The following is a 16,403-nucleotide window of genomic DNA, read 5'->3' as shown; positions in this document are numbered from 1 at the left end:
GTAGTGATCCGCACGTCCACGCCGTGTCACGGCGTGGGCGTGGGCGTGGACGCTGATCGGGGCCGGAGGCCAGCCGCGAAGCCACGCCCCCGAAGCGCACGTCAGTACAGTTGCTGGCATCGCACGCAGAAGTACGCCCATCGCTCGCGCATGCCCAGCTTCGCCTTGGCGAGCTTCGCCCCGCAGGTCGGGCAATCGCGCTTTCGGTGTACCAGCCAGTGCTGGCGCAGTACGTAGCGCTTCTTCCATTCGAGGAAGTCGAAGCTGTACTCGCGCGCCTGCGCGACGAGCCGCGTCAGCGTTCGCGGCGGCAGCGCGCCGATGGGGGATTCCGGGTGCACGCCGATGCGGAACAGCACTTCGTTCTTGATGATGTTGCCGACCCCTGCGAACACGTCCTGGTCGAGCAGCGCGTCGCAGGCGAGGGTGTCCGGCTGCCTGCGCAGCTTCCGCCGCGCCAGCGCGGGATCCCAGTCTGGCGACATCACGTCGGCGCGCCAGTCGTAGCTGTCGTCGAGCGGGCCTTCGACGTACTTCAGCGAGGCGGTGTAGAAGTACAGCGTGCCGTTGTCGAACTCCAGCGCCAGCCGCGGTGGTTTCGGTTTCGGTTCGTCGATGTGGTACGTGCCGAACATCAGCAGGTGCACGCGCAGGCTGAAGCCGCTGAACTCGACCAGGAAGTGCTTGCCCCAGCTGCGCAGCGAGACCACGCGCCGGCCCTGCATGCGCTCCAGGTCGATCGAGCTGTTGCCCGACACCTTGCGCACGGTCTGGCGGCGGAACTTCGCAGCTTCCTCTCGGAGGATGACGATGGACGGACCTTCAGGCACGCGGACGTTCCCTGCCGCGCGCCGGACGCCCGCTCTCGACAAGGGACTGGAACCGCGCGGCGTCGTCGACGGCATGACCATGCGCGGTGTTGTCGAAGATCACCCACGGCGCCTGCGTGCCGCGCACGGCGGCGACGCCCGCAGCCAGCTGCGCCAGCGCATCGTCGGTGTAGGCGCTGTAGTACGTGCGTGGCGCGCCGTGCCAGCGCCAGTACGGCCAGCCCGCGCCTTCGCCGGGCCGCGCGGCGGCGGGAAGGCGCGCCGGATCGGCGGCGACGCGGCTCACCGCGTGGCGCTGGAACAGCGCGTCGACCCGTGCATCGAACCAGCTCGGGTGCCGCGGCTCGCAGGCCAGCGGAACATCGCTGCGGCGGCGGAGCATGCGCAGGAAGTTCGACGCATCGCGCAGGTCGGCGGCGAAGCTCGGCGGCAGTTGCAGCAGCAACCCGCCGAGCTTGCCGCCGAGGCCTTCGACCTCGCCGAGGAACCGGTCCAGCGCCGGTCCCGCGCCACGCAGCCGCAGTTCGTGGGAGATGGTGCGTGGCAGCTTGACCGAGAAGCGGAAGCCGCGCGGTACCGACGCAGCCCAGCGCTCGTACGTCTCCCGACGATGCGGTCGGTAGAACGAGGAATTGATTTCGACCACGTCGAAGCGCGTGGCATAGCGCGCGAGCATGCTGTCCCCCTCGCCGAACAGCGCGCGATGACGGCCCGGAATCGACCAGCCCGCGCAGCCCACCCGCACCCGGCGCACGCGATGTCGTCCGGGTTACCGGCCCGGCCCGGACGCGAAACCGGCTCCCGCATGCGGGCCCGGCATCGCGATCCGGCGTCGACGCGCACGCGCGATCGCGCGTGGCGATCCGCGCCCCGCGCTCACGGCGTCAGCACGACCTTGCGGCATTCGTCCTCGCGATCGTTGAAGACCTGGTAGCCCTTCGCCGCGTCGGCGAGCGACATGCGGTGGGAGATGATGATCTCCGGCGCGAGCCTGCCTTCGCCGATCGCCTCGAGCAGCTCCGGCATCAGCCCCTGCACGTGGGTTTGCCCCATCTTGAAGGTCAGCCCCTTGTCGAACGCATCGCCGAACAGGAAGCCGTGGATGAAGCCGGTGTACACGCCGGGTACGCTGACCGTGCCGCCGCGGCGGGTGGCGGCGATGCACTGGCGCAGCGCCTTGCCGCTGGAGCCTTCCAGTTTCAGCGTGGTGAGCACGGTCTCGGTGGCGCTGCCCTTGGCTTCGAAGCCGACCGCCTCGATCGTGGCATCGACGCCACGGCCCGCGGTCGCCTGGAGGATGGTGTCGGCCGGATCGTCGTCCTCGTCGAAGTTGATCGGGATCACGCCGTAGGCCTCGCGCGCGAATTCCAGGCGGTAGGGGTTGTGGTCGACCATGAAGATGGTTTCCGCGCCGAGCATGCGCGCGCACGCCGCCGACATGTAGCCGACCGGCCCGGCGCCGAAGATCGCGACGCTCGAACCCGGCTCGACGCCGGCGTTGACCGCGGCCTGGTAGCCCGTCGGCAGGATGTCCGAGAGGAACAGCACCTGCTCGTCGCCCAGGGCATCGGGCACCGGCAACGGCCCGACGTTCGCCTTCGGCACCCGCACCAGTTCCGCCTGCCCGCCGGGCACGCCGCCGTACAGCGCGCTGTAGCCGAACAGCGCTGCCGGCGGCCTGATCGACTTCTTGTTGAGCGACGCGCCCGGGCCGGTGTTGGTGGACTCGCAGGCGGCGTACTCGTCGAGCAGGCAATGGAAGCAGCGCCCGCAGGCGATCACGAACGGGATCACCACCCGATCGCCCACCTTGACCTTGCTCACGTCCCGGCCCGCCTCCTCGACGATGCCCATGAACTCGTGGCCGAGGATGTCGCCATCCTCCATGCCGGGGATCTTGCCGCGGTAGATGTGCAGGTCCGAGCCGCAGATCGCGGTGGCGGTGACGCGCAGGATGATGTCGTCCGACTCGACGAGGATGGGATCGGGCACCGTTTCGACGCGGACGTCCTTCGATCCCTGGTAGGTCAATGCCTTCATGGCACGCTCGCTGCAGGCGGGGGTGTCAGAGACTGACGCAGCGCCGATCACGGCGCCGTGAGCCCGGTTCATGGGAATGAATGGCAGCGCGCCGGTCCGCGCCGGCCGCGTATATATCGGGGTCGCGGCCGACCTGCCATCCCTGAACGCATGGCTGTTCGGAGTGGTCTCGCCGCTGCGCCCCAGGGCGAACGGAGAACAGTCGTGCAGCCCGAGACTTGCGCTCAAGCGAACCGCGAAGTCCATGACCGGTCAGTTCGGCAGATTGACGAAATCGAGTGCATGCTGCCGTGTCCATGCGGTTCCCCCGCGACGCGCACTCCGTGGCGCGGGACCGCGCCGCCGTCTTGCGGGTATGCCCCTTGATCGCTCACGGTCGTCGCCGCGGGCAGGAACTTGCGGCGGGGCAGTTGCAACCAGCGCTCGTGCGTCCACGCCAGCCGACGCGCGTGCGCCTCCGGGCGTCGCTCCGGCCGGTCTGGTGATCCTTGCCGCCGACGATCAACAGGGTTTCGGCGCTCGAACGCTCGTTGCAGGCGCAGGCAACGCGCACGATCTGCAACCATCTGGCACGCATATTGCGCGGAAGCGACCACCAGACGTCCGATGTCGGCATGGCGGTCGCTTGGCATTGCGGCCAGGGCGGGCTCGCCGACCCGGCTTGCAAGAGCGCTCGTTTCGGTGCCTACTCCCGCGGGCAGGGGAACGGGCCTCGGGGAGGGGTGCCTGATGATGACTGCAGATCCTGGAGCGGCGACGGTGTTCGTGGTCGACGACGATCCCGACGTCCGCGTTGCGCTCGACCGGCTGCTGCGCGCGTCCGGCTGGCAGGTCAAGGCCTATGCGTCGGCTGGCGAGTTCCTTGACGGCCCGCCGCGTGGAGGACGGGGCTGCGTCCTGCTGGACGTCAACCTGCCCGGCATGTCCGGTCCCGAACTCCATGAGCGCATCCTCGAGCGGGGAATCGCCTACCCGGTGGTCTACCTGACCGGCAACTGCACGTTGTCGACGGGTGTGCGCGCGATGAAGGCCGGGGCACTTGATCTGCTGGAGAAGCCGTTCGACGAAGTCGAACTGCTGCGTGTGGTGGAACTCGCCATCACCCGGGATGCCGACCGCCTGACGTCCGCTGCCCGCCTCGACGGGATTCGCGGGCGCTTGGCCAGACTGTCTCCGCGGGAACGGGAGGTGATGGACCATGTCGTCGCGGGCCGGTTGAACAAGCAGATCGCCAGCGACCTCGGCATCGCCGAGAAGACGGTGAAGGTCCACCGTGGCCGCGTGATGGCCAAGATGGAAGTGCGTTCGGTCGCGCAACTCGTGCACCTGTGCGACGAGCTTGCCGCGTCCGCGCGGCACTGAGCGCCGGCGCAGCGTGCGCCGCAGGCGGGTCGCGATGTCATGGGATCAAGGTCCCATTCTCGTGCGGGCCGCGCCGGGCTATGGTCCGACGCAACGGCAGCACGAGTGTCTCGGATCGGCGGCCACGCTGCGCGCCCGCCGCGGGCCGGGTCCGACCAATCGACCAGGAACCGTCAACGGTGGCCAACAAGAATGTGCCCCCGCGTGCCGCAATCGTCTATATCGTGGACGACGACGACGCGGTGCGGAGCGGCCTGTCGAAGCTGCTCCAGTCCGCCGGGCTCCAGCCGCGGCCATACGGCTGCACCGTGGATTTTCTTGCCGACGTCGCCAACCTGCCGGGTGCCTGTATTCTCCTGGATATCACCATGCCGCGGATGACGGGGCTACAGGTGCAGGCGGAACTCAGGCGGCGCTGTATCAGCTTGCCGGTGATCACGGTGTCCGCGCGCGACGACGAGGACACGCGGCGGTGGGCGCGAAGCCTCGGTGCGCGGATGTTCCTGCGCAAGCCTGTCGACGACCAGGCGCTGCTCGACGCGATCAGCTGGGTCACCTCGCCGCCCGCTCCGGAATAAGCGGCTCCGGCGCTTCGGGTTCGTTCCCGACATGAACTGGATCGACTGGGCGTGGCCGATGTTCGGCGCGGCATGCGCCACCCTGGCGGCGATTCACCTGGTGATCTGGTTCAAGCAGAAGGACCAGCATGCCAACCTCGCGTTTGCGCTGACCGCGGCCAGCGTGGCGGCGTTGTCGGGATTCGAGCTCGCACTGATGCGTGCCCAGGATCCCGCGCGCTACGAGGACATCCTGCGCTGGTCGCATGTGTCGATCGCCGCGATCGTGCTCGGCATCATCGCTTTCGTACTGCTCCAGTTCCGCGCGGGCAGCCTCTGGCTCGCGGCAGCGGCAGCGGGTACGCGCCTTGCCTGTCTGGTTGCCAACTTCACCACCGGCAGCAGCCTGAACTTCAATGAGGTCGGCAGACTGTCCCGCTTCGTGCTTGAGGGCGGGCAAGGGGTTTCGATACCGGGCGACGTCGTGGTCAACCCCTGGATGCACCTGGGCACCGTGAACGTGTTGCTGCTGATGGCGTTCGTCGCCAGCGCAATGCGGGACATCCGCAGCACGGGTCCTGCGCCGGGCAGGCGCCGCGGTTTGCTGGTCTGCGCCGCGATCATCTTCTTCATCCTGTTCGCTGGCGGATGGAACTGGGCGGTGATCAACGGCAAGCTGCAGGGCCCGTTGATGTTCAGCCCGGCCTTTCTGGTCGTCCTGGTTTTCATGGGCCACGAGCTGGGCACCGACCTGCTGCGGGCAGGGCAACTCGCCCGCGGCCTGTCCGCCGCGCAGGTCCGTCTGGCCGACACCCAGCGACAGGTCGACATGGCGGTCCGGGCAGCCGGTGTCGGCCTGTGGAACTGGAACGTCCTTGCCGGCGAGGCATGGTTCTCCGATGCCTGTGCACCGATTCTTGGCTACCGGTCGGGCGAGGCCATGGACATGACCGGCTTCCGGGCCCGGATCCTGTCGGCGGATCGCAAGCAGTTCGACGCGGTGCTGGAGGATGCGCGCGACCGTGGCGGTGCCTTCGGAGGCGAGTTCCGGATCGCCCACTCCCACGGCAAGCCACGCTGGATCTCGGCGCGCGGGCAGGTCGAGTTCGGCGCCGACGGTTCGCTGCTGCGCGTGGACGGCGCCATCGTCGACATCACGCCGCGCAAGGAGGCGGAGGACCGCTTCCGCGTGGTCGTGCAGACCGCGCCCACGGCGATGCTCATGTTCGACCCCGACGGTACCATCGTGCTGGCGAACAGCCGGGCCGAGGTCTTGTTCGGATTCACGTCGCTGGAACTGGTGGGCATGCGCATGCGGCAGATCCTCCCGGATTCATCAACCGTCGAGCGCGGGCTGCAGCCGGGGCAGTCCCCAGGCCTTGGGTCCGTGGACACGGCGATGGGCAGCGGTCACGAGCTGTCCGGCCGGCGCAAGGACGGCTCCGGGTTCCCGATCCAGATGGTGCTCAACCCGGTCCCGATGGAGTCGATCCTGTTTACCCTGGCGGCGATCACCGACCTGAGCGAGATGCGGCGCTTCGAACACGAACTGGCGGTCCAGCGCGACGAACTGGCGCACCTCTCGCGCGTGGCGCTCCTCGCCGAGCTCTCGGGCTCGCTGGCGCACGAGTTGAACCAGCCGCTGACGGCGATCCTTTCGAATGCCCAGGCCGCGTTGCGCTTCCTGTCGCGCGATCCACCGGACCTCGAGGAGGTGCGCGACAGCCTCGCGGGTATCGTGGAAAGCGACAAGCGCGCCGGTGAGGTCATCCGCAGGCTGCGCGCGCTGCTGCGCAAGGATCGCGCCGAGTTCAGGCGGACCGACGTCAACGACGTGGTCCGGGGCGTGCTCAAGATCGTCCGCAGCGATCTTCTCAACCGCAACATCGAGACGGTGCTGGAACTGGAAGACGACCTGCCCACGGTCTGCGGCGACGTGGTGCAGCTGCAGCAGGTACTACTCAACCTGATCGTCAATGCCAGCGACGCAATGGCCGGTGTCGTCCCCCGTGAGATCACCCTGCGGACCGGCCGATCCTCGCAGCATCAGGTTCTGGTGTCGGTCTGCGACGCCGGACATGGCATTCCGGAGCAGGATCTGGAGCGTATTTTCGCTCCGTTCGTTTCCACCAAGCGCGACGGGCTCGGGTTGGGCCTCGCGGTGTGCCGCACCATCATCACCGCGCACCGCGGTGAATTGTGGGCGACCAACAATGACGGGCGCGGCGCAACGCTCAGCTTCTGCCTGCCGGTGGATGGCGAGCAGGCGATATGGGATCAAGGTCCAATTACCTGAAAGGCGTGCCCCGAATAGCCTGTTGACGAAGGTTGCGCATGCGCCGCCTCCGCGATCCGGAGACCAGGGGTGCGAACGATGAATCGACTGCAGTTCCGCGATGCGGCACTTGTCGCGTTCTGGTTGATCCTGCTTGGCGGGTGCGCCGGCAACATCCGCGGTCAAGCGCCGGCCGGAGACGGGTCGGCCGGGCGGGAAGAAGCGCGCGACGAAGTGCGCGACATGGCGAACGCCGCCTTGCGGGATCTCTATGCCCGCCGACCGCAGGCGCGCAGCGTAGTGGAAGGTGCGACCGGATACGCGGTCTTCAGCAACTTCGGAATGAAGATCCTGGTCGCGGGCGGCGGTACTGGCGAGGGCCTCGCGGTCGAACACGCCACGCGGCGCGAAGTGTTCATGCGCATGGCAGAACTCCAGGCGGGCCTGGGTTTCGGCGTCAAGAAGTTCCGCCTGGTCTGGGTGTTCCAGACGAAAGACGCCTTTGACAGCTTCGTCGACAGTGGCTACCAGTTTGGAGGCCAGGCCGCGCTGTCCGCAAGAGCGGGCGGAGCCGGCGCCGACGTGACCGGGGCGGTTTCGGTCGCGCCCGGTGTCTGGATCTACCAGCTGACGGACGACGGTGTCGCCGCAGAGCTCACCGTCAAAGGCACCAGGTACTACCGGAACAAGGCGCTGGACTGAGTCGGATATCCATGTTGCACGGCGCGGAAAGGTCGATGAAGACGGGCGTATCGATGCGTGGGTTGCGGAGGAGGCCATGAAAGTATCGAAATTCGGCTTGCCGACGGCTTGCTTGCTGTTCTTGGCCGCGGCGTGCGCCAGCGGGCCCAGGATCACGGCCGACTACGATCGGAGCGCAGATTTCACCTCGTACCGCAGTTTCGGGTTCCCCGAGCGGCTGGGGACCGACCAGGCCGGTTACGAATCACTGGTTACGCAAACGCTGAAGGACGCCGTGCGTCAGCAAATGGAATCGCGCGGCTATACCTATGCCGAGGCCGGTGCCGACCTGCTGGTCAATTTCAACGGGCGTCTCGCGCGACGGACCGACGTCAGCCAGACACCGGCGGCGCTGCCGTACTACGGCTACCGGCGCGGCATCTACGGTGGGTGGGGAGGCTACGCGTACGAAACCCGCGTCGACCAGTACGTGGAAGGCACGCTCAACATCGACATCGTCGATGCACGGCGCAAACAGCTGGTGTGGGAGGGCGTCGCCGTGGGCCGCGTCGGCAACAAGACCTCGCAAGATCGCCAGGCGGCGCTCCGCTCGGCGGTGACCGAGGTGTTCGCCAAGTATCCGTTCCGGGCCGGAGGCTGAGCAGAACCTGCCCGGCACCCGTCCATTCATCTCAGGAGTCATCCATGTCCGCACTCGCACGCCTGGCCATCGTCGCAACGCTCCTCGCAGCTCCCGCCTGGTCGAAGGAAGCCAGGGATCCGGGTTACAGCCCGGACGAAGCGGCGAGTGTCGCGGAAATGCATGCACTGGAAGCGGAGATCGGCGCAGACAAACGCGCATTCATCGAGGAACAACTGGGTCTGACCTTGCAGGAAGACGCCAGGTTCTGGCCGATCTACGACGCGCACCAGGAAGCGTTGCTGGCATTCAACCAGCGCCGGCTCGACAACATCATGAAGTACGCCCGCGCCTACAACGCCGATGCGCTGGATGACGCGACCGCCACCGCGATCGCCGAGGAAGCACTGGATCTCGAGAGGGACGAAGCCAGGCAGATGGAGCATACCTTCCACAAGCTCAGGAGGGCGGTGCCGGTGGCCAAGGCGGTGCAGTACCTGCAGGTGGAGAGCAAGCTGCGCGCCATCGTGCGGTTCGAACAGGCGGCGCAGGTCCCCTTCATCCGCTAGCGCCACGGCGCGTGACGGCTCACACCCGCCCACAGCATCAGGAACCAGCATGAGCGCCGTCAGTGAAGCTCCTGCCACCGACACGACAGCGCCGGGTACGGCCCCGTTTCCAGGGATGGCGTGGATCCCCGGCGCGACGTTCCGCATGGGCTCCGACGGCCATTATCCCGAGGAAGCGCCTGCTCATGCCGTGAAGGTGGACGGCTTCTGGATCGACGCCACGCCGGTGACCAACGCACAGTTCGCGCGCTTCGTGGACGAAACGAAGTACGTCACCTTCTGCGAGAGCGCACCCAGCGCGAACGACTATCCCGACGCCGCCCCGGCGCTGCTGGTAGCGGCTTCGGTTGTATTCGCGCCACCGGCGCGGGCGGTCGACCTGCGCGACATCCACCAGTGGTGGACGCTGATGGCGGGCGCCGACTGGCGGCACCCGCAGGGCCCGGCCAGTTCCATCGACGGACTCGAGGACCATCCTGTCGTGCACGTTGCTTACGCCGATGTCGAAGCCTACGCCCGATGGGCGGGTAAACAGTTGCCGACCGAGGCCGAGTGGGAATGGGCTGCGCGCGGGGGCAACCGCGACGGCGAGTACGCCTGGGGAGACGAGCTCGTGCCGGGTGGGCGGCATCAGGCCAATACGTGGCAGGGCGAGTTCCCGTGGCAGAACCTTGCCGAGGACGGACACGTCGGCACGTCGCCCGTCGGTACGTATCCGGCGAACGCCTTCGGCCTGGTCGACATGATCGGCAATGTCTGGGAGTGGACCCAGGACTGGTACGGCACGCGCCAGGCCGAGCCGGCGACGAAGGCCTGCTGCATACCCGGCAACCCGCGCGGGGCCGCGCGCGATGCCAGCTTCGACCCCGCTCAGCCCCATCTCCTTATCCCGCGCAAGGTGATGAAGGGCGGCTCGCACCTGTGTGCGCCGAACTATTGCCGGCGCTATCGCCCCTCCGCCCGCATGTCACAGCCGGTGGACACGTCCACGTCGCACCTTGGGTTCCGCTGCGTGGTCCGCGGTCGCCGGTCCGGAGCATAGCGAATGGAAGACCTTTTCCAGGGCATCGCCATGCAGGTCGCGCTCTCGCTGGAGGCGGTCTCCATCCTGGTCATCCTGATTGGCGGCGTGGAGGCGTTTTTACGCCTGGCGCTGCCGCTTCTGCGTCGGAAGGTGACGCATGGCCTGCGCCGGGCTGCCTGGCTGGGCCTGGCGCGCTGGCTGGTGCTGGCGCTGGAATTCATGCTCGCCGCCGACATCGTCCGCACGGTGATCGATCCCACCTGGGAAGAACTGGGCCAGCTCGCGGCGACGGCCCTGATCCGCACCTTCCTCAATTACTTCCTCGAGCGCGACCTCGATGCCGCCGAGCAGGCGAGGGACACCCATGAACAACCCGCCCCCCTCTGATCCCGGGCTGCCAGAGGAACTCGCCCGGTCGATCGCCGGCAAGGACAGCGGCACGACGTCGACCCTGTTGTCGACGCACCGCACCCAGCTGTCGATCAAGCGCACCGGACTTGCCGACCTGCGCTCGCACCTGGCCAACGAGCGCACGCACCTGGCCTACCTGCGTACCGCGATCTCGCTGATCGGCTTCGGCATCACCATCAACCGCTTCAGCGTGTTCCTGCAGGAGAAGGGGAGGCTTGCGGTCGACCAGACCGGGCCGATGCTTCGCAGCTCGGAGCACGCGGGCGCGGGCATGGTCGTCATCGGGCTGGCCCTGACTGCGTGGTCTGTCTATCGCTACTGGCATGTCAACCGGGACATCGAGCAGGCGCGCTTCAGGCCGCTGCACCGGGCGGTGATCGCCCTGACGGTACTGCTGTTGGCGGCGGGCGGATTCACAGCCGCCTGGTTGTTCCTGCAATAGCCGCGCTCGCACGCGTATTCATCCTGAGCGAGGTATCGGATGGAAGAAGTCTGGCTACGCTTCGCCGAGCACCTGACCGACCGGGTCACGGGCCCGATGAAATTCCGGTTGCTGCTGCAGCCGGCCATGGCGGTGGCTTTCGCAGTGGCATCCGGACTCAACGACGCCAGGACCCGCAGGCCGCCGTATTTCTGGTCGTTGCTCACCGATCCCGCGCACCGCAAGGACATGATCCGTGACGGATGGAAGAGCGTCGGCAAGGTGTTCGTTCTGGCCATCGTCCTCGACGTCATCTACCAGGTTGTCGTGCTGCGCTTCGTCTACCCGGGCGAGGCGATCGTCGTCGCGTTCCTGCTGGCGATCGTGCCGTACCTGGTCGTGCGCGGACTGGTCACCCGCATCGCCACCTCGCGCCACCGGTGAGCCGCTCGCAAACCTTTGCACCCGCCGCCGAAACCCACGGAGATCGCCATGAAGACAAAACTCGCCGCGCAGGATTCGCTGCCGTTCCCGCGAAAGACATCGGGCAGCACCCCGGGCCGCACCATGCAGGAGTCCGTCTACAAACCGTCCCCCGCCGAGCGGCACCTTCCGGAGGATGCGCCGAACATCCTGATCATCCTGGTCGACGACGCCGGACCCGGACTGCCGTCGACCTTCGGCGGTGAAGTCACCACCAGGTCGCTCGACCGCATCGTCGACGAGGGCATCGCCTACAACCGGTTCCACACCACGGCGATGTGCTCGCCGACGCGCGCCTCCCTGCTGTCCGGTCGCAACCACCACAGGGTCGGCAACGGCCAGATAGCGGAACTGGCCAACGACTGGGACGGCTACTCCGGCCACATCCCCAGGAGCAGCGCGCTGGCAGCCGAGGTCCTGCGGCACTACGGGTATTCGACCGCTGCCTGGGGCAAGTGGCACAACACACCAGCCGAGGAAACCACTGTCGCCGGCCCGTTCGACAGCTGGCCGACGGGCTTGGGCTTCGAGTACTTCTACGGATTCCTGGCGGGCGAGGCCTCGCAGTACGAGCCCAATCTCGTGCGCAACACCACCGTGGTGCTTCCGCCCAGGACGCCCGAGGAAGGCTACCACCTCAGCGAGGACCTCGCCGACGACGCGATCGACTGGTTGCAGAAGCACCGGGCGATGCAGCCCGACAAGCCGTTCTACATGTACTGGGCCAGCGGCGCGATCCACGGGCCGCACCATGTCATGAAGGAATGGGCGGATCGCTACAAGGGCAAGTTCGACGATGGTTGGGACGCCTACCGCGAACGCGTTTTCAAGCGCGCGAAGGAGAAGGGCTGGATTCCGGAAAACGCACAGTTGACCCCGCGCCATCCCACGATGGCCGCGTGGGACAGCATTCCCGAGCACCAGCGACCGTTCCAGCGGCGACTGATGGAAGTGGCCGCCGGATACGCCGAGCACGTGGATGTGCAGATCGGTCGTCTGCTGGACGAGATCGACAGGCTCGGCTATGCCGACAACACCCTGGTGTTCTACATCTGGGGCGACAACGGCTCGTCCGCGGAGGGCCAGAACGGAACCATCAGCGAGCTGTTGGCGCAGAACGGCATCCCCACGGAGGTGGACCAGCACATCGCCGCGCTGGAGGAGATCGGGGGGCTCGATGCGCTCGGATCGCCGAAGACCGACAACCAGTACCACGCAGCATGGGCCTGGGCGGGGAGCACGCCGTACAAGGGCACCAAGCTGCTGGCGTCGCACTTCGGCGGCACGCGCAACCCGATGGCCGTGCGCTGGCCGGCGAAGATCAAGCCCGACCCGGCGCCCCGCACCCAGTTCCATCACTGCAATGACCTGGTCCCGACCATCTACGAGGTCGTCGGCATCACGCCGCCACGGGTGGTGAACGGGATCCCCCAGGATCCGATCGATGGAACGAGCTTCGCGTACTCGTTCAATGATCCGGCGGCCGAGGGCAGGTTGCGCACGCAGTACTTCGAGATCATGGGCAGCCGTTCGATCTACCACGACGGCTGGATGGCTTCCGCCTTCGGCCCGCGCACGCCTTGGCTGCCGGGCCTGCCGCCGGGCATCCACGAGTGGACGCCGGACCACGATACATGGGAGCTCTACAACCTCGCCGAGGACTGGACCCAGGCCAACGATCTCGCGGAGGAGCATCCTGAAAAGCTCGCCCAGCTGAAGGAAATCTTCCTGGTCGAGGCCACGCGCAACCAGGTGCTGCCGGTCGGCGGCGGGCTGTGGGTCGTAGCGCTGCATCCGGAGATGCGCATCGCACCTCCCTACAAGGAGTGGACGTTCTCCGGGCACATGACGCGCATGCCGGAGTTCTGCGCGCCAGCGCTCGGCAACAAGCCGAACATCGTCACCATCGATGCCGACATCCCTGCCGATGCCAACGGCGTGCTCTACAAGCTCGGGTCGAATTCCGGCGGCCTCACCTGCTTCGTCGAGGACGGAATCCTCTGCTACGAGTACAACCTGTTCATCATCCAGCGCACCAAGATCCGCGCCACGGAGACGTTGCCAACCGGCAAGGTGAGGATCGAAGTGGAAACGGCCTACGCCGAGCCCCGTCCGGCGGGTCCGCTGACGGTGACGCTCAAGGTCAACGGGGACGTCTGGGCGCAAGGCACGGTGCCGGTCAGCGCGCCGTTGCTTTTCACCGCCAACGATTGTCTCGATATCGGCATCGCGCTCGGATCGCCGGTGTCGCTCGACTACTACGACAAGGCGCCCTTCAGGTTCAACGGCAGCATCGAGCAGGTGCATGTCAAATATGTCTAGCCGGTTCCGCCAGGTCGACGTCCGGAAGTTGCATGGGAGCGGTCGGGGCGTTTCCCCGGCCGCTCCCACGCGGGCGCGGTCGGGAGAAAAGGGCGGACGTGAGCACCTGGGCGCGCGCCTTCGGCTCGGGCACCGTCGAAGTGCATGAAGGTGTCCGCAAGCGCGCCGCTGCCTCTGTTCCGGATCCGGCCAGGCCGGGGCGGATCGCTGGTACCCGTCCGCGTGCGGCATGTCGCCACGGTGTGCGTTGTACCAGCGAATATGCCGGTGGGACGGGCAGATGAGCCGGCGCCGGGTCGTCACGAACCCCGCTCCCGCCTCGCGCGCCGACGAGGACTTCTCGCTGGTGCTGGGCGGTCCGCTGTACCAGCTGTTCATCAGAACGCGGCTCATCAGACCTCCCCTGCAATTGCTGCATCGGCGGATGCTGTTCATCCCGGCGCTGGCCTGGTTGCCGCTGCTCGCGTTGGCGACGCTCGAAGGCAATGCACTGGCCGGCAGCGGACTTCCATTCCTGCACGACATCGAGGCCTACGCGAGGTTCCTCGTCGCGATGCCGCTGCTGATCCTCGCCGAGCCGGTCGTGCACTCGTGGACGCGCGACATCGTCCACCAGTTCGACGAACGGGGAGTCGTGCCACACCGTTCGACGCCAGGACTTCAGGCGGCGGTCGAATCGGCGACGAGATGGCGCAACTCGATTTCCGTGGAGGTCGCCCTGATCGCTTCCGTCTTCGTGCTCGCCCCGTGGATGTGGCGACACATGACGCTGTATGCCGACACGTGGTATGCGAGCGTCGACGGTGGCCGCATCCAGCTGACCCGGGCAGGCTGGTGGCTGGTCCACGTGAGCGTCCCGGTTTTCCAGTTCCTGCTGCTGCGCTGGTGGTTCCGGTTGGCGATCTGGTGGCGGTTCCTGTGGCAGGTGTCGCGCCTTCCGCTGGAAGTCCGGGCCGTGCATCCGGATCGCTCGGGCGGCCTGGGGTTCCTGGGCGAGGGCGTGTACGGCTTCATGCCGCTGCTGTTCGCGCAGGCAGCGGTGGTCTCCGGCCTCGTTGCCAGCCGCGTGTTGATCGGGGCACGCACGGCCGCCGAGTTCCGGGGCGAGATCGCAATGCTTGTCGTGTTGCTGGTTGCGCAGGTGCTCGTCCCGATGCTGTTCTTCGTACCGCGCCTGGTGGCCGCGAGACGGGAAGGCCTGCGCAGATATGGAGCACTGGCCGCCGCACACGGCCGCGAGTTCGAAAGCAAGTGGATCAGAGCCCCTGCGCCGGCGGGAGATCGGCTTCTCGGCAATGCGGATGTGTCCTCGTTGTCCGACCTGGCCAGCAGCCACGATGTCGTGCGTGCGATGCGTCCCGTCCCGTTCGACCTGCGGGTGCTGCTGCAACTGGTGGCCATCTCCGCGGCCCCCTTCCTGCCGCTGGTGCTGACCGAGATTCCGCTGGCCGAACTGCTGCGGCGCGTGGTGGGGATGGTGCTGTGAACCCCGCGAGCGACGTTCTTTCCTTCCGTTAGAACAGGAGATTCGCAATGACCCTCTGCAAGCGGTTCCTTCCCATCGCTGCTTCTTCCGTCGCCGCGATTGCGTGCTGTTCGCCCGAGGCCGGTGCCGCCGAGGGAGAGGGCTGGGACTGGGTCGTCGCGCCGTACGTCTGGGCGCCCGGCATCAGCGCCGACGTGAACACGGCGGTGCCGCCAACCGGGACGGACACCGACTTCTCCGACATCATCGACAAGATCGAAGGCGCGTTCCTCCTCCACGCCGAGGGGCAGGGTGACGCCTTCGGTGTGTTCGGCGATATCGTGTACCTCGGGCTGGGCGACGACAAGGACCATCCGCGCTATCGCACCGAGAGCGACCTGGATGCGCGGTTGTTCGAGGCCGCCTTGCTCTGGAGCCCCGGCGAAGACCGCTTCAACGGCGTCGACCTGTTCATGGGGCTGCGCTACATCGATGTCGACCTGACCATCGAAGTGGATCCGGTCAACCCGTCGTTCAATACAGCGAAGATCGACGCGAGCAAGTCCTACTCGGATTTCATGATCGGCGCCCGCTACACCTGGCAACTCGGCGAGCGCTGGGCCTTGACCGTGCGCGGCGATGGCTCGTTCGGCGGTACCGACGGCACCTGGAACGCTGCCGCGACAGCGCTCTATCGCACCAGGCACGGCCAATGGGCGTTCGGCTACCGCCACATGGACATCGCGCTGGAGCCTCGCGATACCCGCGCCGAGTTGATCCTGAGCGGGTTGACCGTCGGCTACGGCTTCAGGTTCTGAGCTTCGTTTCGATCCGGGTTCCCGGCACAGGAGCATCGCAATGCGCCAACCGACACCAGCCACCATCATCCTTCTCGCATTCGCCCTGTCGGCACCGGCGTGGGCGCAGAAGCCCAGCGTCTATCCGGCCAAGGGCCAGAGCGCGGAGCAGAAGACCGAGGACGACGCGCAATGCCTCGCCTGGGCCAGGCAGGACACCGGCATCGATCCCGCCGCGGTCCCGGCGACGGCAACGCCGCCGCCACAGCCGCAGGGGGAGCGGCTGCGCGGCGCCGCGCGTGGCGCGATCGTCGGCGAAATCGTCGACGACAAGCCCGGCGAAGGCGCCGCGCTCGGTGCGCTGGCAGGTGGGCGCCGCGCACGCCTGCACCAGGCCGGACAGGCGCAACAGGCGCAGGCACAGAAGCAGCAGGGGCTCGACACCTACTACCGCGCCTATGGCGCCTGCATGCAGGGCCGCGGTTACATCATCCGCTAGCCGGCATCCGATCTGGCGAGGAACCAT

At 67.2% G+C, this 16,403-nt stretch carries 17 protein-coding genes; 14 read left to right on the top strand and 3 right to left on the bottom strand.

All coding sequences use genetic code 11. The annotated features are described in order from the left end of the window. Nucleotides 1-101 precede the first annotated feature (101 nt). The 3 genes from FZO89_RS06625 to FZO89_RS06615 all read right to left on the bottom strand — a co-directional run bounded on the left by FZO89_RS06625 (nucleotide 102) and on the right by FZO89_RS06615 (nucleotide 2,870). Nucleotides 102-830, bottom strand: a complete 729-nt coding sequence (locus FZO89_RS06625) for a DNA-formamidopyrimidine glycosylase family protein (RefSeq protein ID WP_149102501.1) — start codon at nucleotides 828-830, stop codon at nucleotides 102-104. After that, nucleotides 823-1,584 carry a DUF72 domain-containing protein gene (locus tag FZO89_RS06620; protein WP_262378552.1) on the bottom strand — a complete coding sequence of 254 codons (762 nt, stop codon included), beginning with the start codon at nucleotides 1,582-1,584 and terminating at the stop codon, nucleotides 823-825. The genes FZO89_RS06625 and FZO89_RS06620 overlap by 8 nt, the downstream gene beginning before the upstream one ends. Nucleotides 1,585-1,706: 122 nt before the next feature. After that, nucleotides 1,707-2,870, bottom strand: coding sequence for a zinc-dependent alcohol dehydrogenase (locus FZO89_RS06615; protein WP_149102500.1), 1,164 nt, complete (start codon nucleotides 2,868-2,870; stop codon nucleotides 1,707-1,709). A gap of 759 nt (nucleotides 2,871-3,629) precedes the next feature. Here FZO89_RS06615 and FZO89_RS06610 point away from each other — a divergent pair. The 14 genes from FZO89_RS06610 to FZO89_RS06545 all read left to right on the top strand — a co-directional run bounded on the left by FZO89_RS06610 (nucleotide 3,630) and on the right by FZO89_RS06545 (nucleotide 16,376). Further along, the gene (locus FZO89_RS06610; RefSeq protein WP_222928098.1) at nucleotides 3,630-4,232 is read left to right on the top strand and encodes a response regulator transcription factor; all 603 of its coding nucleotides are present in this window, start codon (nucleotides 3,630-3,632) and stop codon (nucleotides 4,230-4,232) included. Nucleotides 4,233-4,411: 179 nt separating this feature from the next. Continuing rightward, a complete protein-coding gene (locus FZO89_RS06605; protein WP_187471062.1) occupies nucleotides 4,412-4,810 on the top strand; it encodes a response regulator transcription factor in 399 nt (132 codons plus the stop codon). Between the two features lie 31 nt (nucleotides 4,811-4,841). After that, nucleotides 4,842-7,085, top strand: coding sequence for a sensor histidine kinase (locus FZO89_RS06600; RefSeq protein WP_149102498.1), 2,244 nt, complete (start codon nucleotides 4,842-4,844; stop codon nucleotides 7,083-7,085). 78 nt (nucleotides 7,086-7,163) lie between these two features. After that, nucleotides 7,164-7,766, top strand: a complete 603-nt coding sequence (locus tag FZO89_RS06595; RefSeq protein ID WP_149102497.1) for a lipid-binding SYLF domain-containing protein — start codon at nucleotides 7,164-7,166, stop codon at nucleotides 7,764-7,766. Between the two features lie 76 nt (nucleotides 7,767-7,842). Beyond that, the gene (locus FZO89_RS06590) at nucleotides 7,843-8,406 is read left to right on the top strand and encodes a DUF4136 domain-containing protein (RefSeq protein WP_149102496.1); all 564 of its coding nucleotides are present in this window, start codon (nucleotides 7,843-7,845) and stop codon (nucleotides 8,404-8,406) included. Between the two features lie 44 nt (nucleotides 8,407-8,450). After that, nucleotides 8,451-8,954: a hypothetical protein gene (locus FZO89_RS06585; RefSeq protein WP_149102495.1), complete on the top strand. Its 504-nt coding sequence runs from the start codon at nucleotides 8,451-8,453 to the stop codon at nucleotides 8,952-8,954. A 49-nt stretch (nucleotides 8,955-9,003) separates the two neighbouring features. Further along, nucleotides 9,004-9,996, top strand: a complete 993-nt coding sequence (locus FZO89_RS06580; protein ID WP_149102494.1) for a formylglycine-generating enzyme family protein — start codon at nucleotides 9,004-9,006, stop codon at nucleotides 9,994-9,996. Nucleotides 9,997-9,999: 3 nt separating this feature from the next. Then, complete coding sequence (locus FZO89_RS06575; RefSeq protein ID WP_149102493.1) at nucleotides 10,000-10,365, top strand: DUF1622 domain-containing protein; 366 nt, start codon at nucleotides 10,000-10,002, stop codon at nucleotides 10,363-10,365. Then, nucleotides 10,343-10,831, top strand: coding sequence for a YidH family protein (locus FZO89_RS06570; RefSeq protein WP_149102492.1), 489 nt, complete (start codon nucleotides 10,343-10,345; stop codon nucleotides 10,829-10,831). Before FZO89_RS06575 ends, FZO89_RS06570 begins: the two co-directional genes overlap by 23 nt. A gap of 39 nt (nucleotides 10,832-10,870) precedes the next feature. Beyond that, nucleotides 10,871-11,254, top strand: coding sequence for a hypothetical protein (locus FZO89_RS06565; RefSeq protein WP_149102491.1), 384 nt, complete (start codon nucleotides 10,871-10,873; stop codon nucleotides 11,252-11,254). Between the two features lie 48 nt (nucleotides 11,255-11,302). Further along, nucleotides 11,303-13,615 carry an arylsulfatase gene (locus FZO89_RS06560; RefSeq protein ID WP_222928097.1) on the top strand — a complete coding sequence of 771 codons (2,313 nt, stop codon included), beginning with the start codon at nucleotides 11,303-11,305 and terminating at the stop codon, nucleotides 13,613-13,615. Between the two features lie 280 nt (nucleotides 13,616-13,895). Then, entirely contained in the window at nucleotides 13,896-15,101 is a 1,206-nt protein-coding gene (locus FZO89_RS06555; protein WP_149102490.1) for a hypothetical protein, read from the top strand. A 47-nt stretch (nucleotides 15,102-15,148) separates the two neighbouring features. Beyond that, nucleotides 15,149-15,898 carry a hypothetical protein gene (locus FZO89_RS06550; protein ID WP_149102489.1) on the top strand — a complete coding sequence of 250 codons (750 nt, stop codon included), beginning with the start codon at nucleotides 15,149-15,151 and terminating at the stop codon, nucleotides 15,896-15,898. A 40-nt stretch (nucleotides 15,899-15,938) separates the two neighbouring features. Next, nucleotides 15,939-16,376, top strand: coding sequence for a hypothetical protein (locus FZO89_RS06545; protein ID WP_149102488.1), 438 nt, complete (start codon nucleotides 15,939-15,941; stop codon nucleotides 16,374-16,376). Nucleotides 16,377-16,403 lie beyond the last annotated feature (27 nt).

It is taken from the genome of Luteimonas viscosa (assembly GCF_008244685.1).
Taxonomy (GTDB): Bacteria; Pseudomonadota; Gammaproteobacteria; order Xanthomonadales; family Xanthomonadaceae; genus Luteimonas; species Luteimonas viscosa.
The sequence above is the reverse complement of the archived record's forward strand: the minus strand, read 5'-3'. Positions and strand labels throughout refer to the sequence as shown.